The organism is Brachybacterium paraconglomeratum, assembly GCF_039541415.1.
GTDB lineage: Bacteria > Actinomycetota > Actinomycetes > Actinomycetales > Dermabacteraceae > Brachybacterium > Brachybacterium paraconglomeratum_A.
The window spans coordinates 134929-159253 of sequence record NZ_BAABGE010000004.1 but is presented as its reverse complement, the minus strand read 5'-3'; the positions used below and the strand labels follow the sequence as shown (position 1 = coordinate 159253).

General features: G+C 70.2%; 21 protein-coding genes. 15 read left to right on the top strand and 6 right to left on the bottom strand.

Annotated elements, in window-relative coordinates:
* The first annotated feature begins 13 nt into the window (after positions 1-13).
* The 6 genes from ABD893_RS05240 to ABD893_RS05215 all read left to right on the top strand — a co-directional run bounded on the left by ABD893_RS05240 (position 14) and on the right by ABD893_RS05215 (position 4543).
* Positions 14-1174 carry a CpaE-like family protein gene (locus tag ABD893_RS05240; RefSeq protein WP_345076496.1) on the top strand — a complete coding sequence of 387 codons (1161 nt, stop codon included), beginning with the start codon at positions 14-16 and terminating at the stop codon, positions 1172-1174.
* Positions 1171-2421 carry a TadA family conjugal transfer-associated ATPase gene (locus tag ABD893_RS05235; RefSeq protein ID WP_345076495.1) on the top strand — a complete coding sequence of 417 codons (1251 nt, stop codon included), beginning with the start codon at positions 1171-1173 and terminating at the stop codon, positions 2419-2421. The genes ABD893_RS05240 and ABD893_RS05235 overlap by 4 nt, the downstream gene beginning before the upstream one ends.
* The gene (locus ABD893_RS05230; protein ID WP_345076494.1) at positions 2418-3503 is read left to right on the top strand and encodes a type II secretion system F family protein; all 1086 of its coding nucleotides are present in this window, start codon (positions 2418-2420) and stop codon (positions 3501-3503) included. The genes ABD893_RS05235 and ABD893_RS05230 overlap by 4 nt, the downstream gene beginning before the upstream one ends.
* Positions 3504-3618: 115 nt before the next feature.
* Positions 3619-3819 carry a DUF4244 domain-containing protein gene (locus tag ABD893_RS05225; protein ID WP_345076493.1) on the top strand — a complete coding sequence of 67 codons (201 nt, stop codon included), beginning with the start codon at positions 3619-3621 and terminating at the stop codon, positions 3817-3819.
* Positions 3819-4214, top strand: coding sequence for a TadE family type IV pilus minor pilin (locus ABD893_RS05220; protein ID WP_345076492.1), 396 nt, complete (start codon positions 3819-3821; stop codon positions 4212-4214). The genes ABD893_RS05225 and ABD893_RS05220 overlap by 1 nt, the downstream gene beginning before the upstream one ends.
* Positions 4211-4543, top strand: coding sequence for an Rv3654c family TadE-like protein (locus ABD893_RS05215; RefSeq protein WP_345076491.1), 333 nt, complete (start codon positions 4211-4213; stop codon positions 4541-4543). Before ABD893_RS05220 ends, ABD893_RS05215 begins: the two co-directional genes overlap by 4 nt.
* A gap of 29 nt (positions 4544-4572) precedes the next feature.
* Here the strand turns inward: ABD893_RS05215 and ABD893_RS05210 are convergent, their stop codons facing one another.
* Together ABD893_RS05210 and ABD893_RS05205 are read right to left on the bottom strand one after the other, a co-directional pair.
* Positions 4573-6045 (bottom strand): heparan-alpha-glucosaminide N-acetyltransferase domain-containing protein, encoded by a 1473-nt coding sequence (locus tag ABD893_RS05210; RefSeq protein WP_345076490.1) that lies wholly within the window; start codon positions 6043-6045, stop codon positions 4573-4575.
* 116 nt (positions 6046-6161) lie between these two features.
* Positions 6162-8630 carry a DEAD/DEAH box helicase gene (locus ABD893_RS05205; RefSeq protein WP_345076489.1) on the bottom strand — a complete coding sequence of 823 codons (2469 nt, stop codon included), beginning with the start codon at positions 8628-8630 and terminating at the stop codon, positions 6162-6164.
* Positions 8631-8736: 106 nt separating this feature from the next.
* Between ABD893_RS05205 and ABD893_RS05200 the strand changes: the two genes are divergently transcribed.
* From ABD893_RS05200 to ABD893_RS05160, 9 genes are all read left to right on the top strand, one after another.
* On the top strand, positions 8737-10344 hold the full coding sequence (locus tag ABD893_RS05200) for a DUF7059 domain-containing protein (RefSeq protein ID WP_345076488.1): 1608 nt from the start codon (positions 8737-8739) through the stop codon (positions 10342-10344).
* Positions 10341-11306 carry a phosphatase PAP2 family protein gene (locus ABD893_RS05195; RefSeq protein ID WP_345076487.1) on the top strand — a complete coding sequence of 322 codons (966 nt, stop codon included), beginning with the start codon at positions 10341-10343 and terminating at the stop codon, positions 11304-11306. The genes ABD893_RS05200 and ABD893_RS05195 overlap by 4 nt, the downstream gene beginning before the upstream one ends.
* A gap of 103 nt (positions 11307-11409) precedes the next feature.
* The gene (gene topA, locus ABD893_RS05190) at positions 11410-14160 is read left to right on the top strand and encodes a type I DNA topoisomerase (RefSeq protein ID WP_345076486.1); all 2751 of its coding nucleotides are present in this window, start codon (positions 11410-11412) and stop codon (positions 14158-14160) included.
* 282 nt (positions 14161-14442) lie between these two features.
* On the top strand, positions 14443-15789 hold the full coding sequence (locus tag ABD893_RS05185) for an ABC transporter substrate-binding protein (protein WP_345076485.1): 1347 nt from the start codon (positions 14443-14445) through the stop codon (positions 15787-15789).
* Positions 15786-16949 carry a carbohydrate ABC transporter permease gene (locus tag ABD893_RS05180; RefSeq protein WP_345076484.1) on the top strand — a complete coding sequence of 388 codons (1164 nt, stop codon included), beginning with the start codon at positions 15786-15788 and terminating at the stop codon, positions 16947-16949. The genes ABD893_RS05185 and ABD893_RS05180 overlap by 4 nt, the downstream gene beginning before the upstream one ends.
* A complete protein-coding gene (locus ABD893_RS05175) occupies positions 16946-17800 on the top strand; it encodes a carbohydrate ABC transporter permease (protein WP_345076483.1) in 855 nt (284 codons plus the stop codon). The genes ABD893_RS05180 and ABD893_RS05175 overlap by 4 nt, the downstream gene beginning before the upstream one ends.
* 114 nt (positions 17801-17914) lie before the next feature.
* Entirely contained in the window at positions 17915-18994 is a 1080-nt protein-coding gene (locus tag ABD893_RS05170; RefSeq protein ID WP_345076482.1) for a Gfo/Idh/MocA family protein, read from the top strand.
* Positions 18991-19722 (top strand): dTMP kinase, encoded by a 732-nt coding sequence (gene tmk / locus ABD893_RS05165; protein ID WP_345076481.1) that lies wholly within the window; start codon positions 18991-18993, stop codon positions 19720-19722. Before ABD893_RS05170 ends, tmk begins: the two co-directional genes overlap by 4 nt.
* A gap of 65 nt (positions 19723-19787) precedes the next feature.
* Entirely contained in the window at positions 19788-20921 is a 1134-nt protein-coding gene (locus ABD893_RS05160; RefSeq protein ID WP_345077716.1) for a DNA polymerase III subunit delta', read from the top strand.
* Positions 20922-21122: 201 nt separating this feature from the next.
* On the opposite strand, the gene ABD893_RS05155 is transcribed toward ABD893_RS05160, so the two are convergent.
* The 4 genes from ABD893_RS05155 to ABD893_RS05140 form a co-directional block, all read right to left on the bottom strand.
* Positions 21123-22121, bottom strand: a complete 999-nt coding sequence (locus ABD893_RS05155; protein ID WP_345076480.1) for a DUF3027 domain-containing protein — start codon at positions 22119-22121, stop codon at positions 21123-21125.
* 3 nt (positions 22122-22124) lie between these two features.
* Positions 22125-22511 (bottom strand): cold-shock protein, encoded by a 387-nt coding sequence (locus tag ABD893_RS05150; RefSeq protein WP_345076479.1) that lies wholly within the window; start codon positions 22509-22511, stop codon positions 22125-22127.
* A 198-nt stretch (positions 22512-22709) separates the two neighbouring features.
* Complete coding sequence (locus ABD893_RS05145; RefSeq protein WP_345076478.1) at positions 22710-23408, bottom strand: NUDIX hydrolase; 699 nt, start codon at positions 23406-23408, stop codon at positions 22710-22712.
* Positions 23405-24178: an endonuclease III domain-containing protein gene (locus ABD893_RS05140; RefSeq protein ID WP_345076477.1), complete on the bottom strand. Its 774-nt coding sequence runs from the start codon at positions 24176-24178 to the stop codon at positions 23405-23407. Before ABD893_RS05140 ends, ABD893_RS05145 begins: the two co-directional genes overlap by 4 nt.
* Positions 24179-24325: the final 147 nt, after the last annotated feature.

The following is a 24325-nucleotide window of genomic DNA, read 5'->3' as shown; positions in this document are numbered from 1 at the left end:
CCACCATGGCTTCATGACCAGCACAACCGCTCCCTCCACGTCGTCTGACGCGCCCTTTCCGGACCTTCCGAATGTCGTGATCCCCACCGAGCCGGACGACTCTTCGGACACCTCGCCTCGGCGCCGCAGCTCGCGGTTCCCGGGACTGGAGAAGTCTGCAGCGGCCCTGGGCCCGGGCAGCCGCCCGCAGGTCTGCTGGATGGGTCCGGACGGTCCGCTGCGTGAGCTGGTGCGGGATCACGCGATAGCGGTCGGCGCCGAGCTCTCCACCGCTTTCGCGGGTGGGAAGACAGCCTGTGTGGTGGTCGATGACGAGACTCTCTCGCACCGGGACAGGGTGCTCGGCACGGACCGGGCCCCGTTGCTCGTGGTGACGTCGCAGAGCGAGATCCCCGCAGAGATATGGCCGCGTGCGCTCGCGGCCGGCGCACGCGCCGTGATCCCGCTGCCCGATGGCTCCGAGGAGCTCCTCTCGTGTCTGGCCGATCTCGCCCGGCCCCGCTCCGCATCACTGCTGCTGGGGGTGGTCGGAGGTTGCGGTGGGGCCGGCGCCTCAAGCTTTGCGGCGCGCCTGGCCGCTGCGTTCAGGTCCTGGGGGCCGGTGACTCTGGTCGATGCCGATCCGTGGGGCGGGGGTCTGGATCTGCTGGTCGAAGCCCCGGCTGCAGCAGGTATCAGCTGGGCGGAGACAGCGGAGCTGGGCCCGGATGACGGGGAGGCGCTGCGGGAGGGCCTGCCGACGGTGGACGAGGTGCGTCTGCTGGTCGCGCAAGAAGGCTCCGGTCCGGATCGCTCAGCGGTCTCCCGGGTGCTCTCTGCCCTGTCGCCGCTGGGTGGAACAGTGGTGGTGGACCTGCACTCCGACATGGTTCCGACGGCCGCAGAGCATCTCGATCAGCTGCTGGTGGTCGTCCCCGCCACCGACCATGCGGTGCGTTCGACGACCCGGAGGCTGCGTGCCTGGCAGCTGTCCGAAGGACTTGCCCAGGTGGTGGTGCGCCGCGGCGGAGCTCTCAGCGGCCGGGAGGTCTGCGAGGATCTCGCCCTCCCCCTCGCCGCGGCCTTCCATGACAGCCCCCGTGGCACCGTGCCGCTGCTGGATGTTCGGCGGCGCGGTGCTGACCGTGCCGCACGGGATCTGGCCGTCGCTCTGAGCACCGAGGAGCACTCATGAGCGCCCCGGCATCCCCTGTGCTCGATGAGGACCTCTCACCGCTGCTGGATCTGGTGCGGGAGGACTTGGTGCGCGCCCCCGGCGTGGTGGATGTGCCGCGCATCGTCCGGGTGCTCCGCCGTCAGGGGCGGGTGCTCGGTGCGGCAGCGACCCTCGAGCTCACCTCCCGGCTCCGTGACCACGTCGACGGTCTCGGCCCGCTCCAGCCGCTGGTCGCGCCCGGGGTGACGGACCTGCTGGTCAATGATGACGGGACGGTGTGGGTCGATGACTCGGCAGGGTTGCACCGGACCTCGGTGCGCCTGGAGCCGGGGGCGGCCCGTGACCTCGCGGTGCGGCTCGCGACTGCTGGCGGGCGTCGGCTCGATGACGCGGTGCCGTGGGCCGACGCGCATCTGCCGTCCGGCATCCGCTTTCATGCTGTGCTGCCGCCGTTGTCCCCGGGAGGGGCGATCCTGTCCCTGCGCCTGCCGTCGTCCACTCGACTCGATCTCGAGGATCTCCAGCGGCTGGGTGCGATCGATGCCGCGGCCCGTGAGGTGCTGCAGGCGATCGTTGCGGCGCGGGTGCCCTTCTTGATCACCGGTGGCACCGGAACCGGGAAGTCGACGCTGCTGGCTGCCATGCTTCGCGAAGCGTCCGCCGAGGAGCGGATCGTGATCGTCGAAGATGCCCTCGAGCTGGTGGTGGACCATCCTCACGTGGTGCACCTGCAGTCCCGTCATGCGAACAGCGAGGGCGCTGGCGCGGTGGACCTCACCGCCCTGGTCCATCAGAGCCTGCGGATGCGACCGGACCGGGTGGTCCTCGGGGAATGCCGCGGCGGAGAGGTCCGCGAACTGCTGCAGGCGCTGAACACCGGGCACGAGGGCGGCTGCGGCACCGTCCACGCGAATACTGCTGCGGATGTCCCCGCACGGCTCGAGGCGCTGGGCGCTCTCGGCGGGCTGGACCGCGGGGCGCTGGCCGCCCAGGTCGCCAGCGCCCTGGAGGTGGTGGTCCATCTCGCGCGCCGAGACGGAGTGCGGGTGCTCGAGGAGGTCGCCCTCCTGCACCGCGGCGAGGACGGGATGCTGCGAACCTCGACCGCCCTGCGCATCCGCGACCACCTCCTGGAGGAAGGCCCCGCCGCGCAGGCCCTCGCCGAGCGGGTCAGAACCTCCGTCTCTGTCCCCGCGAGCCAGTCGACGCACGGGCCGAAGAGTGCCCCGCCCCGCCCCCGGGCCCTGCGCAGGAGGTCGGCATGAGCATCGCGGCATTCGTCCTCGCCCTCGCCCTGCTCTGGGTGCTCCGCCCACCGGCGCTCACCGTCGCTTCCGCCCCGACACGACGGAGGCCGCGTCGGGCAGCGTCGGGGCCGCTGGAGATGGCGCGCCTGGTAGAGCAGCTCGCCACGATCATCAGCTCGGGCTCCGGTGTTCGCCAGGCCTGGTCCGCGCTCGCCAGCACCCTCCCGAAGGGTGACCTGCAGGAGCTCTCCCACGCCGCCGCCTCCGGGATGGACCCGCGCCGCGCCGCCACGACGCGCCTGCAGCGTTCCGAGATGGTCAGCGCCCTCGGCGCGGCCCTGGCAGTCTGCGCACGCACCGGAGCGCCCACGGCCGAGATGCTGCAAAGCCTCGCGGAGGCACTCAGGGACCTGCACGATGCCGCGCAGGCGCGCCGCAGTGCTTTCGCCGGCCCGCGCTCCACTGCCCGGATCCTGCTCGTCCTCCCCTTGGCAGGGCTCGGGCTGGGGATGCTGCTGGGAGGGGATCCGCTGCGACTGCTGCTGGTCTCCCCCGTCGGCAACCTGCTCGGCCTGACCGGGCTGGTGCTCACCGTCCTCGGCTGGTGGTGGATGCATCACCTGATCCGGCGAGCGGACCCTCCCCGGGAGCATCGCGTGGACCCCTCTGTGGGCCTGGAGCTGATCGCCGGGGCGCTCGAGTCCGGGTTGCCGCTGCCCCTCGCCGTCGCCGCTGTTGGTGACTCCCTCGGGTCGGGTCCCGATGCGAGCGCGCTGACCAGGCTCGCCACCGCGCTCACCGCCGGTGTCCCCGCCGCCCATGCCGCCCGGGTCCTGCCGCCGGCATGGAGCGCGCTCGAGCAGTCCGCGGCCCTCGCCGAAGGCACCGGTGCGGACCTCGCCCGGGTGCTCCGCTCCTCGGCGCGGGACGCACGCCGCGGGCATGCCCGTGATGCCGAGGTGCTCGCCGCCCAGCTCGCAGTCCGTCTGGTGCTGCCCACCGGCCTGACGCTGTTGCCCGCGTTCGTAGCGCTCGGCATCATCCCCACGGTGATGTCGCTGCTCGGCGGCACTTTCTCCCTCACGTTCGGCGGAGTGTGAGGTCATGGCCACCGGGACCCTCCCGGTGCATCGGCTCCTCCCGGAGCCGATGACCGGCAGCTGCGGCTGCCACCCAGGGACGGCGAGCGCCGTCCCCGAACCGAAGGAGAACCACATGTCCCTCACCAAGGAGCGGCTGCGCCGCACCCTCGACCGCGTGATGCGGGACGACACCGGTGCCTCGACCGCGGAGTACGCGATCACGGTCCTCGCCGCCTGCGGCTTCGCCGCTGTCCTGGTCGCCCTGCTGGCGTCCGGGGAGGTGCGTGAACTGCTGATGGGGATCATCACCTCCGCGCTGTCCAAGGGGTCCTGATGCCGCGGTCCGCCCGGTCGTCCCGCCTGCGGGACGACCGGGGGTCCGCCACCGCGGAGACAGCGATCGTGCTGCCCGTGGTGGTGATGATGGTGCTCGTGGTGCTGCTGACCGGAGCCGGGCTCGGCACCCAGGTGCGGCTCGAGAGCGCGGCACGCGGAGCCGCCCGCGAGCTGGCCCGCGGAGAGGATCCGGGCGCCGCCACCGCCGTCGCGAAGCGCATCGGCGGAGACGGCACGACGGTGGAGATCTCAGCTGGCGGCGAGTGGGTGCGAGTCGAGGTCAGTCGGACCCTGCACGCCTCTGCGGGAGCCCTGTCCGGGGCGACCTGGGAGCTGAGCGCCGACGCCGAGGCCCGGCTCGAGCCTCACCTGCTCACCGGAAGTGCGCCATGAGCACCGGTGCTGCGTCGGTGCTGGCCTGGACCGGTGCCGCCACCGCGGTGGTCGGGGGCCTCTCGCTGCTGGGCACAGGAGTGATCGCCCAGTCCCGTGCGGAGACCGCCGCGGATCTCGCCGCCCTCGCCGGCGCCGATGCGGTCGCCGCCGCCCACGCCCAGCCCTGCGCAGTGGCCGGCGAGGCCGCCGATCGGAACGGGGCCCTCCTGGTCGCCTGCGAACTGCGCGAATGGGACGTGCTGGTCACGGTGCAGGTCGAGGCCTCTCCGCTGCCTGCGGCAACCTCCCAGGCCCGGGCCGGGCCGGGTCCGGCGGACCTGCCGTAAGGGTGCGGAGAGTCGAGGGGGCCCACTGTTCAGCTGTTCAGCTGTTCGGTTTCCCGACCCTTGCCGCTCGCATCTGATGCGGACGTCTGGTCCGTCAACGGTGGGGCAGTGCGGCGTGCAGCCCAGGCTGTGAGCCGTTCGAGCGGGCCACGGCCGAGGAGCGCCGTCCATGCCAGACACACGAGGATGAGGGCCAGGCTCATCAGCGCCCACACCAGGTTGCTGGCGATCCATCCGCCGGGCCCGACCATCGCGAAGAGGGCGAGCACATGGACCGAATAGGCGGTCAGCGGCATCGCCCCCAGGGCGGACAGCGGCAACAGCACCCATCGCAGCGGCCGTGCAAGCAGCAGCAGGATGCCGATCAGACACAGTGCGAGCCCGCCGGAGCGGAAGATCTCCACGGTGGAGCCCGAGTGGGGAGAGAGCGAGGCCACCGAATCGAAGAGCATGACTCCCGGATCCATGTCGATCAGGTACTGGGGATAGGACGCCCAGCCCTCCCCTCCGGGATCCTCAGACCACGAGGACTCCTCCTCCAGCCACGAATCCGCGTAGTCAGGCGGTTCGCAGTAGACGGTCGGGTCACCGGGATAGGGCGGGTAGCAGACCAGGCCGGTCAGGTCGATCTCTTCACCCGGGACCGTTGCCACCTCGCCATCCCACGATCCCTCCTCCATCGCCGTCCACGAGGAGCCGTCGCCAGAGCTGCCGGAGGCCGTCCCTTCCTCCCAGGAGGAGCTGCCTGTCATGGCTCCCGGAGCCAGGACGCCGAGCAATGCTGCGAACAGCAGCCCCGCACCGGTGCCGAGGACGGCGAGTGCAGCCCCAGCCCCCGCCACGATCGCCGCGACCAGGCGACGTTCCAGAGGCAGTCGCCCCAGCGCCATGCCCACCAGCATCAGGGGTGCCCAGGCGGTGAATCGATAAATGCCGGTCAGCACCAGCAGCGCGCCGCTCCCATAGCCTCCGAGCGAGAGCACTTCGACGACCGTGACCAGGATCGGCCCCACCAGAGCGATCGGGAGCGCGAGCAGCAGCAGCCTGCTCACTCTCATCCGGAGCACAGGCATCGCCGCGATGTACATGACCCCGTAGAAGGTGAGGATCACCGCGACGCCCGTACCGAGCATCTCCAGCGCCAGCCCGATCACGAAGATCGTGGCACCACGGCCGAGGAGTGCAAGACGCAGGCGCGGCAGTTCCCCCAGTTCAGGGCGACGAGTGCGGCCCGTCATCAGCGCGATCGAAACCCCCGCCAGCACCGCGAACAGCAGGGCCGAGTTCCCATGCACCACTGAGAGATAGCTCAGCGGATCACCCGGAGAGAACTCCGGGATGTTCCCCACATGCGCGCCGATCATCCCGAGGATCGCCAGCCCCCGTGCCACATCCAGCGCAGAGATCCGTGGCGGCGAGATCAGGGCACGCCACCGCTGCTGCGGGCTGGCCTTTCCCTCCGGCATTCCCACGACGGGTCGATCCGCGAGCGCACTGCTCATCCGAGGCTCCCTCACCTCTGGCGACCTACGGCCGCTCCCCTCTCCGACCTCCGGAGAACATCCTGATTCTGAGGCTGTCCCGGGGAATCGCACCGCTGCGCCGCGTCACGGTTCGGTCACGGTGCGGCGGTGTCGTCACGCTCCCGCAGCAGCTCCAGCAGGCGCGCAGCCTGCGGCTTCGACAGCGGCTCGTTGCCGTTGCCGCATTTCGGGGAGACCACGCAGGCGGGGCAGCCCGCGGCGCAGCCGCACTCGCCGATCATGTCGGCGGTGGCGCGCAGCCAGGCGGCGGCGTCGTCGGCCCCGCGTTCGGCGAAGCCGGCTCCGCCCGGGGCGCCGTCATAGACGAAGATCGTGGGCGCTTCGGTGTCCTCGTGGAGCGCCGTGGACAGCCCACCGATGTCCCAGCGGTCGCAGGTGGCCAGCAGCGGCAGCATCGAGATCGCGGCATGCTCGGCGGCGTGCAGGGCGCCGGGCAGCTCCTCCCCGGGGATCTCCGCAGCGTCGGTCAACGCCTGCGGGATCACCCACCACACCGCCTTGGTGGTCAGGGTGCGCGGTGGGAGGTCCAACGGGCGCTGCGCGAGCACGGCCTGGGTGAACACATCACGCACCTGATAGCCGGTGACCTGGTCGGTGACATCCACGGTGCCGAAGCACAGCTTCACCCCGCCTGCCCAGTCGACCTCGCTATCGATCTGCCGAATCCGCAGGCTGGAGGCGGTCTGCGGATGGGTGGTGTGCAGCGGGTCCTCACGGTGCACGAAGGCTGCGGCCTGCTCCACGTCGAGACGGTCCACCACATAGCTGCGGCCCTGGTGGAGGTAGACCGCGCCGTCGTGGACCTGGGTATGTGCGCTCGCAGCATCCACGGTGCCCAGCAGCACACCGCTGGCCTGCTCGACGATCCGCACTGGCTCCCCACCGCTGCCGCGCAGGTCGGTGAGCTGGTGCGCGGACTCGCTCAGCGTCCAGTACCAGCCAGTGGCCCGCGAGCGCAGCACTCCCCGGGCGGCGAGGGTCATCAGCAGGTCCCGGGCCGTCGGCCCGAAGATCTCCTCCTCGCCGTCGCGGATCGCGAGCTCGGAGGCGGCGGCGCACAGATGCGGGGTCATCACATAGGGGTTCGCGGGATCGAACACGGACGCTTCGACCTCAGCACCGAATATCGTCTCGGGATGGTGGACCACATAGGTGTCCAACGGGTCCTCCCGCGCGACGAACAGCGCGAGCGCGCCACCGTCAGCGTCCTGGCGCCTTCCGGCGCGGCCGAACTGCTGCCACAGCGAAGCCCGGGTGCCGGGCCAGCCGGCGACCACCACCGCGTCCAGGCCGGCGATGTCGATCCCCAGCTCGAGCGCATTGGTGGAGGCCAGCGCCTTCAGCTCCCCCGAGCGCAGCGAGTCCTCGAGCTGGCGCCGCTCCCGCGCCAGATACCCGCCCCGGTAGGCGGCGATCCGCGAGGCACGGTCCGCAAGACCGGGGGCGGAGGTGTGCTCGGCCTTCTGCGTGAGCAGGCGCTGGGCGCCGCTGGAGACCAGCTCGGCGCCGCGCCGGGAGCGAGCGAAGACAAGAGTCTGCACGTCCCGTTCGACGAGGTCGGCGAGGATCGCGCCGGCCTCACTGGTCGCCGAGCGGCGCAGCGGATCCTCGCGCCGCTTCCCCGCAGTGCCCTCGCCGACATCATCATCAGGCTCATCAGCCTCATCCACATCAGCGTCGTCCTGCCACCGTGCCGGGTCGCCACGGCCGTCGACCCGGGTCCGGGTGCCCGGCTCCCAGAGCCCGATCGTCAGCCCGGCGCGGGGGGAGCCGTCCTCGGTGATCGCCTCGACGTCGCGCCCGATCAGTCTCGAGGCGGAGAGCTCGGGATTCGCGGTGGTGGCGGAGGCGAGGATGAACGTGGGATCGGCGCGATAGTGGGCGGCGATCCGGCGCAGCCTCCTGATCACCATCGACACGTGGCTGCCGAAGACTCCGCGGTAGCTGTGGCACTCGTCGATCACCACATAGCGCAGTGCCCGGAAGAAGTGCGCCCACTGCTCGTGCCCGGGAAGGATCCCGAAGTGCAGCATGTCGGGGTTGGTGAGCACCACGGTGCCGTGGCGGCGCACCCAGCGGCGCTGCTCGGAGGGGGTGTCTCCGTCGTAGACCGCGACCCGGGCATCGCGGATCCCGGCACCGTCGGCCATCGCGGTGATGTTGGTGAGCTGATCTGCGGCGAGCGCCTTGGTGGGAGAGAGATACAGGGTGGTGGCGCGGGGTGCGGTGTAGTCATGCTCGCGGGCCCCGATCGCGGTGAGCACGGGCAGCAGGTACGCGAGTGACTTGCCCGACGCGGTGGCGGTGGCGAGCACCACGTCCTGACCGTCGTGGGCGCGCTGCGCGGCCTGCTCCTGATGGATCCAGGGGGCGGTGATGCCCCGCGCGGCGAGGTGCTGGACCAGGCGCGGATCGGTCCACTCCGGGAAGCTGCCGCGGCGTCCGGCCCGTGCAGGTCGGCGCTCGATATGGGTGAGGCAGCTGCGGCGGGTCAGTGGTGCGGTGAGGTCGGTCAGGAGATCTTCGGCTGCACCTGCCCGCATCCGTGTGTCCCTCCCTGTCTCTCCCTCGCGGACGCGCACAGAGTGTGCGCATCTCCCACACCTGATCTCCGGTCGGACCCCAGGTGGCTGATGCACAATCGTAGCCATGCCCCCCGACTCGCCGACCCCGCCCCCGCGCCTGCTGACTGCGGAGATCGCGGCCCTGCGCGCGGACCTCAGCGTCGCCGACTATTCGAGTGCCCGCATCGACGAGCTGCTGGGGCCGGTCGCCGCTGCCGCGCTGCGCCGCGAGAACGCCGTCCCGGCTCGCCGGATGCTCGAACCATCGGTGGATCCGGCGGCGGTGCTGCTGCGCCTGTTCACTCTCGGCGCGGTGCTGCCCCGCACGCAGGTGCAGGCCACGCTGCCCACTCTCGGCGTCGACGGGGCGTCGCGCCTGGGCCTGATCGGCCTCGCCGGACCCGACAGCGCGGACGGCGCCGCGCGCCCGGCCGACGCAGCCCGCCCGACGGGCGAGGACCCCGACGCCTCGTGGCAGGCCCTGGTCGACCTCGCCCCGTACTCGGCGAGCGATGACGCCGGGGAGATCGACTGGTGGATCGCCTCGGACCGCTCGGAGCTCGCGACCGGCGCCCCGCTCGGCCTGGAGCATGTGCTCGGGGTGGGCGGCGCCTCCCTGACCCTGTCGAGGATCACCCCGCGCGAACCCGTCCGTCGGGTGCTGGACCTCGGCTGCGGCGGCGGGATCCAGGCGCTGCATGCCTCACGTCACGCCGAGCATGTGGTCGCCACGGATCTGTCCGAACGGGCGCTGGGCTTCGCGGCCTTCAACGCCGCGCTGAACGGCATCGAGCTCGAGCTGCGACAGGGCTCCCTGTGGGATCCCGTGCGCGGCGACACCTTCGACCTGATCGTGTCCAATCCCCCCTTCGTCATCACCCCACGCGCTGCCGGTGAGACCACCTGGACTTATCGCGACGGTGGCCGCGCGGGCGACACGCTGCTCGCCGAGCTGCTGCGAGACCTGCCTGCCCATCTCGCCCCCGGCGGCAGCGCCGTGATGCTCGGCAACTGGGAGATCCGTGACGGTGAGGGATGGGACACCCATCCCCGCGCGTGGATGGAGCCGGCCACGGCCGACGGGGTGGATGCCTGGGTGCTGCAGCGCGAGCAGGAGGATCCCGCCCAGTACGCGGAGACCTGGGTGCGTGACGGCGGGGTCACCAGCCGCGATGAGCGCTGGCCGGCCCTGACCGGGGCCTGGCTGGATGACTTCGCGTCCCGGGACGTGGAGGCGATCGGGTTCGGCTACCTGCTGCTGCGACGCCCGGAGCATGCCTCCGCGCGGACTGGGGTGCTGCGCACGGAGCTGGCACCGGGCACCGGCAGCGGCTCCCTGGCCACCCACCTCACCGCCTCGCTGCGTTCCCTCGCGGCGCTCGAGGACCTCGACGACGAGGCGCTGGCCGCCTCCCGTCCGGTCCGGGCGGACGATGTGATCGAGCATCGCCATCTGACCCCCGGGGAGTGGGACCCGATGCTGATCGAGCTGGTCCAGGGTGCTGGCTTCGCCCGGGTGGTGCGGGCCGACCAGCTGCTCGCCGCGACCGTCGGCGCACTGGACGGGAGCCTGACCCTCGGGCAGGTGCTCGGTGCCGTCTGCGCGCTCACCGACCTGGATGAGGACGAGGCCCGCGCCCGGGCGCTGCCCGCGGTGCGCGAGCTGCTGACCACCCAGATGGTGACCCTGTGAGCAGCTCCGGGAGCACCGCCCGCGTCGGCGGCGTCGCCCGCCCGCTGCTCTCGCTGCTGGCCGCTGCGCTCTGCACCGCCGTGGTCGTGGGACTCGCCCGCGGCGCAGTGGGCACGGCGAGCGGGCAGCGCCTGGACCAGCTGATCCTCTCCGGCGCGAAGGCGCACGAGGGCCCGCTGTCCCAGTACGCCGAGCTCGCGGTGCAGTCCGTGAGCGTGCCGGTGATCGCCGTGCTGCTCGCCCTCGCGGCGGTGCTGGTGCTGCTGCGTCGGCGCCTGCAGCTGCTGATCCCGCTCACCGTCCTGGTCATCGGTGCGAACCTCACCACCCAGGTGATCAAGCATGTGCTCGTCACTCGGCAGGCATTGGGTCCAGGCATCGACATCACGCCCAACTCCTTCCCCTCGGGGCACACCACGCTCGCTGCGACCGCGATGATCGCGCTGGTGCTGGCCAGCGGACGGGCACGGGTGGTGCTCGCCCCCGTCGGCGCCCTGTGGACCCTCGCGGCCGGGCTCGGCACGCTGGTGGTCGGCTGGCATCGCCCCAGCGACGTGATCGGGGCGATCACGATCGCTGCCGCCTGGACGTTCCTGATCCTCGCGGCCGACGGGCTCCACACCCGCCGCCGTCGTGCCCGGGCCGCCGCCTCTCCCGGTCGCGGCAGGCGTCGGCGCGGCGCTGACCTGACCGATTCCGCACGTGCCCCGCGTCACGGCGCGGGGACTGCCGTGATGGCGGCGGTGCTCGGGCTGGGAGGTCTCGTCGGCCTCGCGCTGGGAGCGGCCGGCCTGGCCTCCCTCCCCCGCCCGCTGGACCTCCATGACGTCCCCCAGCAGCTGGCCGCTTTCGGCGCGACCACCGCCCTGATCGGCGGTGGCACCGGCGCCTGGATGGCCCTGGTGCTGGTGCTGCGCACGCCGATCTCACACCGGAGGCGCATGGACGAGCGTGTACCGTGAGCAATCGCCGAGCGCAGTGGATGCGTCCGGTTCATCCCGGACCACGGCATTCAGCCACGGCGGACGGGCCGCGACGTGACGCGGCGAGGAAGGACATATCAACGTGACTGGCGGACGGCATCTGGTGATCGTGGAGTCCCCTGCGAAGGCTCGCACCATCGCGCGCTATCTCGGGGACGACTACATCGTCCAGGCTTCAGTGGGACACATCCGCGACATTCCTGTGCCGCGTGATCTGCCCGCCGAGATGAAGAAGGGTCCCTACGGGAAGTTCGGCGTCGATGTGGAGAACGGCTTCGACCCCTATTACATCGTCAGCCCCGACAAGAAGAAGACTGTCGCGGAGCTGAAGAAGGCCCTCAAGGACGCCGACACGCTCTACCTCGCCACGGATGAGGACCGCGAGGGTGAGGCGATCGCCTGGCATCTCCTGGAGACCCTCAAGCCCAAGAAGTCCCTGCCGGTCAAGCGGATGGTGTTCCACGAGATCACCAAGGATGCGATCTGGGCGGCGCTGGACAACACCCGCGAGCTGGACACCGACCTCGTCGATGCGCAGGAGACCCGCCGCATCCTGGATCGGCTGGTGGGCTTCGAGCTCTCGCCGGTGCTGTGGCGGAAGATCAAGCCGTCGCTGTCCGCTGGCCGTGTGCAGTCCGTCGCCACCCGCCTGGTCGTGGAGCGCGAACGCGAGCGGATGGCATTCGTCGCCGCCGATTACTGGGATGTGACCGGCACCTTCGGCACCGAGACCACTCCGTTCACCGCGAAGATCCAGACCGTCGACGGGGCGCGCATCGCCACCGGCGCAGATTTTGCCGACGACGGCACTCTGAAGCCGCGGGCCCAGAACGCCACCGTGCTGACGGAGGAGTCCACACAGGCTCTCGTCACGGCGCTGGCCGATGCTCCCGCCACCGTGGCCGCGCTCGAGTCCAAGCCGTACACGCGCCGCCCGGCTGCCCCGTTCACCACCTCGTCGCTGCAGCAGGAGGCCTCCCGCAAGCTCCGCCTCGGTGCCCGCCAGGCGATGCGGGTGGCACAGTCGCTCTACGAGAACGGCTACATCACCTACATGCGTACCGACTCGGTCACGCTCTCGGGTGAGGCGATCCGGGCCTCCCGGGCCCAGGCAGCAGAGCTCTACGGCTCCCAGTACGTGCCCGACAAGCCGCGCTTCTACCAGAACAAGTCCCAGGCCGCGCAGGAGGCGCACGAGGCGATCCGTCCCGCGGGCGACCACTTCCGCACCCCCGCCGAGGTGGCCGGACAGCTCGCGGGCGACGAGTTCCGCCTCTACGAGCTGATCTGGAAGCGCACGATCGCCTCCCAGATGGCCGACGCCAAGGGCACCACCTCCACCGTCGAGCTGCTGCTCGAGCAGGGCGGCCGCACCGCGACCTTCCGTGCCGCCGGCACCGTGATCACCTTCCGCGGGTTCCTCGCCGCCTATGAGGAGGGTCGCGACGCCAGCCGGTACAAGGACGAGGACTCCGACAAGGGCTCTGACAAGCGCCTGCCGCAGATGGAGGAGGGCCAGCAGCTCGACACCCGCGAGCTCACCCCCGACGGCCACTCCACGACCCCTCCCCCGCGGTTCACCGAGGCGTCGCTGGTGCGTGCGCTCGAGGAGCGCGGCATCGGCCGCCCCTCGACCTACGCCTCGACGGTCGCGACCGTCCAGGACCGCGGCTATGTGCTGAGGCGCGGCACCGCTCTGGTGCCCAGCTGGACGGCCTTCGCCGTGGTGCGGCTGCTCGAGGAGCATTTCGGTCCGTTCATCGACTACGACTTCACCGCCCAGATGGAGCAGCAGCTGGACCGCATGGCCCAGGGCGAGCTGGGACGCTCGGAGTATCTGAAGAACTTCTATCTCTCCGACGGCACCGACGGACCGGTGGGCCTGAAGTCCATGGTCGACAACCTCGGCGAGATCGATGCCCGCGCGATCAACAGCATCGAGATCGGTGAGGGCATCGTCCTGCGGGTGGGTCGCTACGGCGCCTACGTCGAGCAGATCGCCCGGGACGAGGAGGGCACCCCGATCGAGGGCGCCGATCCGCGCCGTGCGAACGTCTCCGACGAGATCGCTCCCGACGAGCTGACCGTCGAGGTCGCCAAGGAGATGCTCGAGCGCGCCAAGGACGACGGGCGCGTGCTCGGCACCGATCCCGAGTCCGGACACGAGATCGTCGCCAAGGATGGCCGCTACGGCCCCTATGTCACCGAGATCCTGCCCGATCCGGAGGAGACCGGCGGCAAGAAGGTCCCGAAGTCGAAGCAGCCCAAGCCCCGCACCGGCTCGCTGCTGCAGTCGATGGATCTGGCCACCGTGTCCCTCGAGGAGGCGATGAAGCTGCTGAGCCTGCCCCGTGTGGTCGGGACCACCGAGGATGGCACCGAGATCACCTCGCAGAACGGCCGCTACGGCCCGTATCTGAAGAAGGGCACCGACTCCCGTTCCCTGGAGACCGAGGACCAGATCTTCTCGATCACCATGGAGGAGGCGGAGAAGATCTACGCCCAGCCCAAGACTCGGGGCCGCGCCGCGGCGAAGCCCCCGATGAAGGAGCTCGGCCTCGATCCGACCAGTGAGAAGCCGATCGTGATCAAGGACGGGCGCTTCGGCCCGTACATCACCGACGGCACCACGAACGTCTCTCTGCGGGCGACCGAGAAGGTCGAGGAGATCACCGAGGCGATCGCGATCGAGAAGCTCTCGGAGAAGCGCGCCAAGGGCCCGGCCAAGAAGCCGGCCGCGAAGCGTGCCCCGGCGAAGAAGAAGGCACCGGCGAAGACCGCGGCGGCGAAGAAGGCCACTTCCGCGACGAAGAGCACCACGGCCGAGAAGTGACCGCGCTCGGCTCCTGAGAGGCCGCACGTGCAGAGGGCACGGACCGTGAGGTTCGTGCCCTCTGCACGTGCGGACCAGATGCGCGCGAGCGGATTCTGGGCAGGAGGGGGGCGAGGCGGCGCGGCGCCGGACCACGGCATCGCGCAGGACTGCGCAGAGAAGCGCTTTTCTGATCACGACATGGCATCGCCACCGGCGCGACCCCCCGCCGATTCAGGTCGTCAGCCGAAACAGGCCTACAGTGTGACCAGCATTACCTTGTCGACTCACAAAGGAGTGATCATGACTCGACGTCTCAGCCGGCGCATGGTCATGGCTGGGGCCGCGACGACCGCGGCGCTGGGCATGACCGGATGTCTGCAGAATCCGGACCAGAGCGGCGGCAGCGGGGGTGTCGGCGGTGAGAAGTACACGCCCGGCGATACCCCCGGAACCGGCTCGGTGACCATCCTCGGTGCGTTCGGCGGCCAGGAGCAGGAAGCCTTCCTCGCCTCCCTCGAAGCTTTCGAGGCGAAGTCCGGCATCACCATCCAGTACACGCCGGATACGGACTTCACCAACACCATCCAGCAGCGCGCCGGCGCCGGCGACGCCCCGGACATCGCCCTGTTCCCGCAGCCCGGCGGCATGTTCGACCTCGCCGGCAAAGGGATGATCACCCCGATCGATGTCTTCCTGGACTACGACCAGCTGAGCTCGACCCTGATCCCCGGCTTCCTCGATTCCGCCCGGTTGCAGGGCCGCGTCTACGGCGCACCGATGCGGATGGCCTGCAAGTCCCTCATCTGGTACCCCAAGAAGGCATACGAGGAGGGCGGATACGCCACCGAACCCGCCACCATGCAGGAGCTCTACTCGATCACTGACCAGATGAAGGCCGACGGGATCGCGCCGTGGTCCGATGGCTGGGGTGCCGATCAGGCGACCGGCTGGGTCGGCACCGACTGGATCGAGGAGTTCATGCTCCGCGTGCACGGCCCCGTGATCTACGACGACTGGGTCAAGCACCGCCTTCCCTTCAACGCCCCCGAAGTGGTGGAGGTCTTCGACATCGTCGGCGATCTGCTCAAGGGCGAGGGCAATGTGCTGGGCGGGACGACCTCGATCATCAACACCCCGTTCTCCGAGGCACCCCTGCCCCTGTTCGAGGATCCGGCCCGGGCGATGCTCGTGCGCCAGGGCAACTTCGTCACCGGCTTCTTCCCCGAGGACGTCGTCGCGAACATGGACGAGGAGGTCGGCGTCTACGCGATGCCCACCTGGGAGGGTGGATTCGACGGCCAGCCCATCCTCGGCGGCGGTGACCTCGCCACCCTGTTCACGTTGAACGACGACACCGTGAAGGTGATGGAGTTCCTGACCTCGGACGCCTTCGGTGGCGAGTGGGCGGAGGCCGGTGGCTGGCTCAGCCCCCACCGCACCTTCGACCCGGCGCAGTACTCCGATTCGATCACCCGGCAGGTCGCCGAGATCGCTGCGGGAGCTGCGGTGTTCCGTTACGACGGCTCCGACCTGATGCCGACCGCGGTGGGGGCCGGCTCCTTCTGGAAGGGCATGGTCGAGTGGCTGCAGGGCGCGAAGACCTCTCAGGAGGTCTGCGACGAGATCGAGGCCGGGTGGCCGAAGTGACCACCACGGCCCCCACTCGTCAAGGGTCCGACGGTGCAGCGCCGCTGGAGCTCAACAAGCACAAGGGATCTCCAGCTCGCCCAGTGCGGGTGATCATCGGCGCGGTCGGCATGGCCGTGACGGCCTGGTTCGTGTGCAATGCCTTCCTCGCCTTCGCGTATTACCCGGCGGCGTTCGCGAACTCCGGGATCCTGATCGGGATCCTCGGCCTCGTCGTCGGCATCGGCGGCTCGGTGCTGTTCTTCTACTTCCTGAACCTGTGCATCGAGGGCTTTCCGACAAGGTTCGCCGAAGGGTTCATCCCCTACGCCTTCCTGCTGCCGGGATTCAGCCTGATCGTGCTCTTCCTGCTCTATCCCACGGTCCAGACCATCGTCTACTCCTTCGCGAACGACAATTCGACCGCCTGGGTGGGCCTGGACAACTACGCGGCGATCTTCAGCTCCGGACACTTCTGGTCCACCCTGCTGAACAACTTCCTGTGGATCCTCATCGTCCCGGTCCTCAGCGTGGCCTTCGGTCTCGCGGTCGCGGTGCTCGCCGACAAGCTCTCCCCCGCCGGGGAGAACGCGGCGAAGTCGATGATCTTCCTGCCGATGGCGATCAGCTTCGTGGGCGCAGCGACGATCTGGGGCCTGGTGTACGCCTACAACGCCCCGGGCGAGGCCCAGACCGGCCTGCTCAACGCGATCGTCACCTCGCTGGGAGGCGATCCCCAGCCGTGGTATCAGATCGATACCGCACGTCTGAACTCCCTCGCGCTGATGGTGATCCTGATCTGGCTGCAGACGGGCTTCGCGATGGTGCTGATCAGCTCGGCCATCAAAGGCGTCCCCGAGGACACCGTCGAAGCCGGTCGCATGGACGGAGCCAGTGAGGTACGGATCTTCTGGCAGATCGTGTTCCCGCAGGTGAGGGCTACACTCCTCGCCGTTTTCATCACGGTGCTGATCTTGGTGCTGAAGGTCTTCGACCTGATCTACGTCACCACCAACGGCCTGTACAACACCGATGTGATCGCAAACTTCTTCTTCGCGAAGCTGTTCACCGATCAGCAGGCTGGGCAGGCCTCGGCCATCGTGGTCGTGCTGCTGATCCTGGTGATACCGATCCTGATCTACCAGGTCAAGAGCTTCAGGGACCAGGAGGCGAACCGATGAGCATGACGATGAAAGACGGGCGCAGACGCTCCGTCTTCGCCACCATTGCGATGCCGCTCCTGGCCATCCTGTGGACCATCCCCACGATCGGTCTGCTCGTGACGAGCTTCCGTTCCCGTGAGGCCGCGGCGTCCACCGGCTGGTGGACGAGCCTGTGGGAGGGTGGTTGGACCCTGGACAACTATGCCCAGGTGCTCGGCGACCCGTCGATCTCCGGCTCCCTGATCAACTCCATCGTGGTCGCAGTTCCCGCCACGGTGCTGCCGATCATGTTCGCGGCCTTCGCCGCGTACGCGTTCACGTTCATCAAGTTCCCCGCCAAGGACGTCCTATTCATCGTGATCGTCGCGCTGATGGTGGTCCCGATCCAGGTGGCATTCCAGCCGATGCTGGACCTGCTGGGCCCGCGGGGACTCGGGATCAACGGCCAGTTCGTGGCGGTCTGGATGTTGCATACCGGCTTCGGCATGCCGCTGGCGGTGTACATCCTGCGCAACTACATGGCGACCCTCCCGGGTTCGGTGGTGGAGAGCGCGAAGATCGACGGCGCCTCGCACTTCCAGACGTTCTGGCGCCTGGTCGCACCGATGTCCTCGCCGGCGATCGCCGCCTTCGCCACCCTGCAGTTCCTGTGGGTGTGGAACGACCTCCTCATCGCCAAGCTGTTCCTCGGCGGCGGGCAGAACAAGACGGTCATCGTGAGCCTGCAGCAGATGCTGGGCACCCAGGGTCAGGGCACCGAGCTGCTCACCGCGGGCGCCTTCGTCTCGATGGTCATCCCGATGCTCGTCTTCTTCGGCCTGCAGCGCTTCCTGGTGCGCGGCATGACAGCAGGCTCGGTCAAGGGCTGACCGGCCTGCTCGAGCGGCCGCACCGGGCCGCCCCGGATTCAGCCGACGGCGGACCTTCCTCCACAGCGCCCCCGACACCACCTCGGTGTCGGGGGCGCTGGGTAGATTGGACCCATGACCGAGACCGACGCCTCCGCAGCGCCCACGGCAGCACCCTCGCTGACGCTCCCACCGACCACCGTCCTCGACCCGGCCACCGCGCCGGGTCTGCGCTGGGGCGTGATCTCTCCAGGCCATATCGCCGATCAGTTCACCGCCACCGCGCATCGCGCCACCGCCTCCCGAGTGGTCTCCGTCGTCTCCCGCTCCACGCAGCGCGCCGAGGAGTTCGCACAGAAGCACGGCATCGAGCGGGCCTTCGACTCCGTGCCGGAGATGCTCGCCGCAGGCGGTCTGGACGCGGTCTACGTCGCCTCCCCCCACGCTCAGCACCATGCGCTGACCAGGCCGGTGCTCGACGCCGGGATCCCGGTGCTGGTGGAGAAGGCCTTCACCCTGAACCTGGGCCAGGCCCGTGACCTGCTGGACCTCGCCCAGGAGCGGGGCGTGTTCGCGATGGAGGCGATGTGGGCGCGCTTCCTGCCGCAGTACGACGTGCTGCGCCAGGTGATCGACTCCGGCCTGCTGGGGGAGATCGTCGAGGTGACCGCGGATCACGGCCAGACCTTCCCGGCCGATCCGACGCATCGGATGTACGCACCCGAGCTCGGCGGCGGAGCCCTGCTCGACCTCGGCGTGTACCCGGTCTCCTTCGCCCAGATGGTGCTGGGCGACCTCTCCGACCTCGCTGTGAGCGGGCACCTCGCCGAGGAGACTGCGGTCGATGCCTATATCGCGCTCCTCGCCCGGGGCCGGCGCAGCGGCCGTGCCCGCCTGTCCTCCACACTGCTCGCCCGCACTCCCACCGAGGCGGTGGTCAGCGGGACCGCGGGGTCAGCCCGGTTGTCCGGTCCGTTCTTCGCCCCCGGCACGCTGACCGTGTCCCTCCATGACGGGCGCTCCGCACGGTTCGAGCATCCAGGAGCGCGCGGAGACGGCATGTCCTACGAGATCGCCGAGGCGGCCCGTCGGATCACCGCCGGCGAGCTCGAGTCCCCGCTGATGAGCTGGGCGGACACCCTCAGCGTGATGGCGACGATGGACGCGATGCGGGCTGAGCTCGGCGTGGTCTACCCCGGGGAGGTGCCCGCATGAGCATCCTGGAATCAGCGCGCGGCCTTCGCATCCCCTCACCCCACCCCCCACGACGCGGAGTGTTCATCTCCTTCGAGGGGGGTGACGGCGCCGGGAAGTCCACCCAGATGCAGATGCTGCGGGATCACCTGGTCACCGACCGCTCGGTCGCCGAGGACCTCATCCTCACCACGCGGGAGCCAGGCGGCACCCCGCTCGGCGAGAGCATCCGGAAGCTGCTGCTGCACGGGGAGCATGTGGAGCCCCGGGCGGAGGCGCTGCTCTATGCCGCGGACCGTGCGCACCACATCTCCACCGTGGTCCGTCCGCATCTGGCACGCGGCGGGCTCGTGCTCAGCGACCGCTATCTCGACTCCTCGGTCGCCTACCAGGGTGCCGGGCGGGACCTGGATGCCGACGAGATCGCCTCTCTCTCGCTCTGGGCGGTCGACGGGCTGCTCCCCCACCGCACGATCCTGCTGGATGTGCCGACCCAGACCCTTGATGAGCGACGCGATCCCAACACCTTGGACCGGCTCGAGGAGGCGGGCCTGGCTTTCCATGAGTCGGTGCGCCAGGAGTTCCTCGATCTCGCCACCGCGGATCCGGATCGCTACGCGGTGATCGATGGGACGCTCCCGCGCGATGAGGTCCACGCGCTCGTGCTCACGGCCGTCGCCGAGGTGCTGAGCCTGTTCGATCCCACCTTCGAGCCGGCTCCGCCCACCCGGCACCGGGACGAGCAGTGACCGCGACCGAGCTCGGCGGCCTCGGGGCAGCCGGCGGCGCGGGTGCCCCCGCGCCGGCTGGTGGAGTGTGGGCCGATGTCGTGGGCCAGGAGGCCGCGGTCGCCCAGTTCCGTCGCGCGGCCTCCCCCGACGGCTCCCTCGCACAGGCCTGGCTGGTGACCGGCCCTCCGGGCTCGGGTCGCTCCACCGCCGCTCGCGCCTTCGCCGCCACCCTGCAGTGTGAGCAGGGCAGCGGCTGCGGGCAGTGCCGCGCCTGCCGCACCACCCTCGCCGGCACCCACCCGGATGTCACCGTGGTCGCGACCGACAAGCTCTCGATCGCGAAGGAGGAGGTGCGCGCGCTGGTGATGACCGCCCAGCGATCCCCCGCCACGGGCCGGCACCGGGTGGTGATCGTGGAGGATGCCGACCGCATGACCGCGGGCACCTTCAACGTGCTGCTGAAGTCCATCGAGGAACCGCCGCCGTCGACCGTGTGGATGCTGTGCGCGCCCTCCGCCGAGGATCTCGCCCCCACCATCCGTTCCCGCTGCCGCCTGGTGACACTCTCGGTGCCGTCCTCGGCTGTGGTCGCGGAGCTGCTGCGACGCCGTGACGGGGTCGATGAGGCGCTGGCAATGCGCGCCGCCCGCGCCGCCCAGGGGCACATCGGGCTCGCGCTGCGCTATGCCACCCAGCAGGGTGCGCTGGCCGCTCGCGAGGAGTCTGCACGCACCCTGCTCTCTCTGCGCGGAGCCGGGCAGGCAGTCCTCGCCGCCCAGGCGCTGGTGGACCGCGCCACCGCCGAGGCGAAGGAGCATGCGGACCTGGTCGCCACCGAGGAGAAGGAGCGCTTCCTGCACTCGGCAGGAATCGACGACGGCAAGGTGCCGCCGTCCCTGCGCTCTCAGATGCGTCAGCTCGAAGAGGACGCCAAGCGCCGACAGACCCGTCTGGTCCGCGATGTGCTGGACCGCTACCTGCTCGATGCCCACTCCGTGCTGCGCGATGTGCTGAGCCGTCAGCTCGGCACCGGTTCCGAGCTGGTCAACATCGACGTGGCCCCCGAGATCGAGCGGACTGCCGAGCAGGTCTCCGGGCAGATCACGCTGGGCCTGCTCGAGGCGGTGCAGCAGGCACGCGAACGCATCAGCGGGAACGTACCGCCGCTGCTCGCGATCGAGGCGCTCCTGGCCCGGATCGCTGTCTCCCTGCGCTGAACCCTCCCGGGCGACCTCGCGACCGGGCACGTCCGGCCCATCCCGCGTCCTGGGCGACGGCGCGCGTTCCCTGGCCCGTGAAGCTCTGTCACCGCGCCCCGTCACCGAGCCCGGCTCTCACGCGACGCACGCGGGAGAGCCCCTGTTCCATGAGTGGAACAGGGGCTCTCCTGACGGGCCGGCCAAGGACCGGAGCGGCGGTCAGTCCTCGGGCGAATCTGCCTCAGGGACCTCAGCGCCCAGCGACTCGAACGAGAGCTGCCCGGTCACGGGCGTGACGAGGATGACGTCGTCGTGCACCGGGGCCGCCGCCGCAGGAGTCTCTGCTGCGGGAGTCTCCTCGGCGGGAGTCTCCTCGGTGCTGGCCCCGACCACTGCGCTCTCGCCTGCGGCATCCGCCGGGGCGTCCTGCTGGTACTCGACGTCGAGCTCATCGACGATCACACCGCTGCTGCGGGAGATCTCGCGGTCCTCGTCCTCCTGGCCGGTCTCGGAATGCGCGCCGCAGCCGAAGTTGAGGTGCACCACCCGACCGTCCGCCGGGGACCATTCGTTGGTGCACACGCCGAACTCTCCGCGCAGCGAGCCGGAGAGCTTGGAGAGGAAGCCACAGCTGGTGCAGTTGGCCGTGACGGTGCCGCGACGGCCGCGACCGGAGGTCTCGCGCGGGCCGAAGTCGCCCTCGAGCCAGCGTTCGGCGGCGTCACTGCGGCCCTCCGCGGAGAGCACGCGGGGGCGGCCCAGGCCGAGCTCCCACTGCGCGACGCGATCGACGTCCTCGTCCCCGGTGGCCTCGTAGCCCTGTTCGAGCCGCTCGTCGTCATCGCGGTACGGAAGCAGGTCGTCCGCACCCACATCTGAAGGCTTCAGCCGCTCGGACCAGGGCTCCCAGTCCGGTGCCAGGATCGACTCCTCGCCGGGCAGGAGCGCGGTCTCGGCGACGGTCGCGGCCTTGGCCCGGGAGGCGCGCGTCAGCACGACGACCCAGGACCAGCCGCGATATCCGGGCATGGTGCACTCGAAGATGTGCGTGACCAGCCGCTCCCCGCTCGCCTCGACGCGCAGGTGCTCACCGACCTGGCCGGGCTCGGTGACCTCGAGCAGCGCCTCATGGGCGAGCTCGACGGCAGCGGACGCGATCGCGTCCAGCTTCGGTCGCGCGGTGCGGGCGCGGCGGGGGGCGGTGGTCGGTGACGTCATGTCTCAGGCCTCGAAATTATCGGCAACGGCACGGAGGACGGTGGCGATCTTCTGGGAGTGCCCGCGGTCGGGATAGCGACCCTGACGCAACCCGTTGGAAGCGTCGTCGAGCAGGCGGATCAGGTCTTCGACCATCCCCGCCATCTCCTCGGGCTTCTGGCGCCGGGCGCGGCTGACCGACGGAGCCGGCTCGAGCAGCTGCAGAGAGAGCACCTGCGGGCCTCGCCGACCATCGACCATGTCGAAGTCGACCCGGGCGCCGGGCCGGAGGGCGCTGACCCCTTCGGGCAGGTTCGAGGCGTGCACGTACACGCTCTGACCATCCTCGTCGTCGAGGATGAAGCCGAACCCCTTCTCGGCGTCATAGAACTTCACCTTGCCGCGTGGCACGTGGATCCCATTCCTTGTCTGCTGCTCATCGGTCTGCTGGCACTGGTGTTCGGGGCCCGCAGAGCGTCCGTGCCGGCCGCTCCTGCTGCACCCCGAGGGGTTGCCGGAGACCGTCCGGCAACACTCGAGTCTACCGTGCCCCGACCCGCGGTTGGCGAGCGGATTGTGGCGAGGTGACGACGGCCACCGCCGCCGGGGTCAGCGACGCCGCTCGGGAGGGATCTCGCGGGTCGGGGCGGTCTCCGGCACCGGGTCCAGCCCGAGGCCGGTGAGCATCTTCTCCAGGATCATCGCGGTGAACCCCCAGATGAAGGCATCGCCGGGGAGATCGAAGGCCGGTCCCACCCGCTGCCCGCCCAGCATCCCGCGGAGCCGGTGCGCCGGATCGGTCAGCGAACCCGGACCGGTCAGCGATGCCCAGACCAGCCGTTCGACTTCGATCGGGTCCTGCACCCCCAATGCCGGCACCGACCGCGACCAGCTCAGCACCGGAGTGACGCGCTGGATGCGCCAGGGCATCGGGATCGGGGCGAAGGCGCCGAGGACATGCGCGTCGGCGGGATCCAGTCCGGTCTCCTCCTGCGCCTCCCGCAGTGCGGTGTGGACGTCGTCGCGGTCTCCCGGATCGCGGCCTCCGCCGGGCAGGGAGAACTGCCCGGGCTGCGAGCGCAGCGCGTGCCCACGCTCCTCGAGCACCACGCGGGCATCGTCGAGCCCGGTGCCGGCGATATGGATCAGCACAGCGCTGCGGCGCACGGCCTGCCCGCGGGGGTCTGGATCGCGCGGGTCCGGATCGCGGGTGACCAGCACATCGCCCGCTGCGGCACGTGCTGCGAGCGGGGCGAGGAAGTCGGCGTCGCCCGGGAGGTGGAGAGCCGATCGGGGCGAGGTGCTCATGCGACCCCCACCTGGGGGCAGAGCTCACGGAGGGCGCAGTCCCCGCAGCGAGGTGCCCGCGCAGTGCAGACGCGACGGCCGTGGAGGATCAGACGCAGCCCGAGCACGGTCAGGTCCCCGGCATCAGCGCCAGCTCTGTCAGCATCAGCGCCCGCGCCACCTCCAGCAGCAGCACCAGCAGCACCAGCACCGCCAGCGCTGGCGACACCGTCGGCCTCGAGCCGGGCCACCAGGTCCGCCTCGATCCCGCGCGGGTCGCTGCGGGTCGTCCATCCCAGGCGTCGGGCGAGCCGGCTTACATGCGTGTCGACCGCCAGCAGCGAGTGCCCGAACCAGGCGCCTCGCACCACGTGGGCGGTCTTGCGGCCCACGCCGGAAAGCTGCTCGAGCGCGGCCTGGTCATCGGGAACCTCGCCCTCATGCCGCTCGAGCAGTCCCTGACCCAGGCCGATCAGACGACGCGCCCGTGTCGCACCCATTCCGAGCGGCCGCACCACCTCGGCGAGCCGGGCCTCGTCAGCTTCGGCGAGCGCCCTGGCATCGGGCCAGCGCCGGAACAGCTCCGGGGTCACCTGATTGACGCGGACGTCGGTGGTCTGCGCCGAAAGCACCGTTGCGACCAGCAGTTCCAGGGCGTCCCGGTGATCAAGTTCAGTACGGGCCCGGGGATAGAGGTCCTGCAGAGCAGCTGCGATGAGCGCCCCGTCAGCCGCGGCAGCAGCGCCGGCGACTCCGTCTCCGGCACCCCTATGAAGAACCGACTTCGACATCTGAACAGCACCTCCTTGGGCGGGTGGCGGGCCTCTGCACCGCGAGCACGATAGTGTTTGTTCATCATGTGACAGTCGCCACCGGTCATCGTGGCGTCCGCCACAGGCGTCTCACAGCACGGTCCCGGGAATCGGGACCCCACACTC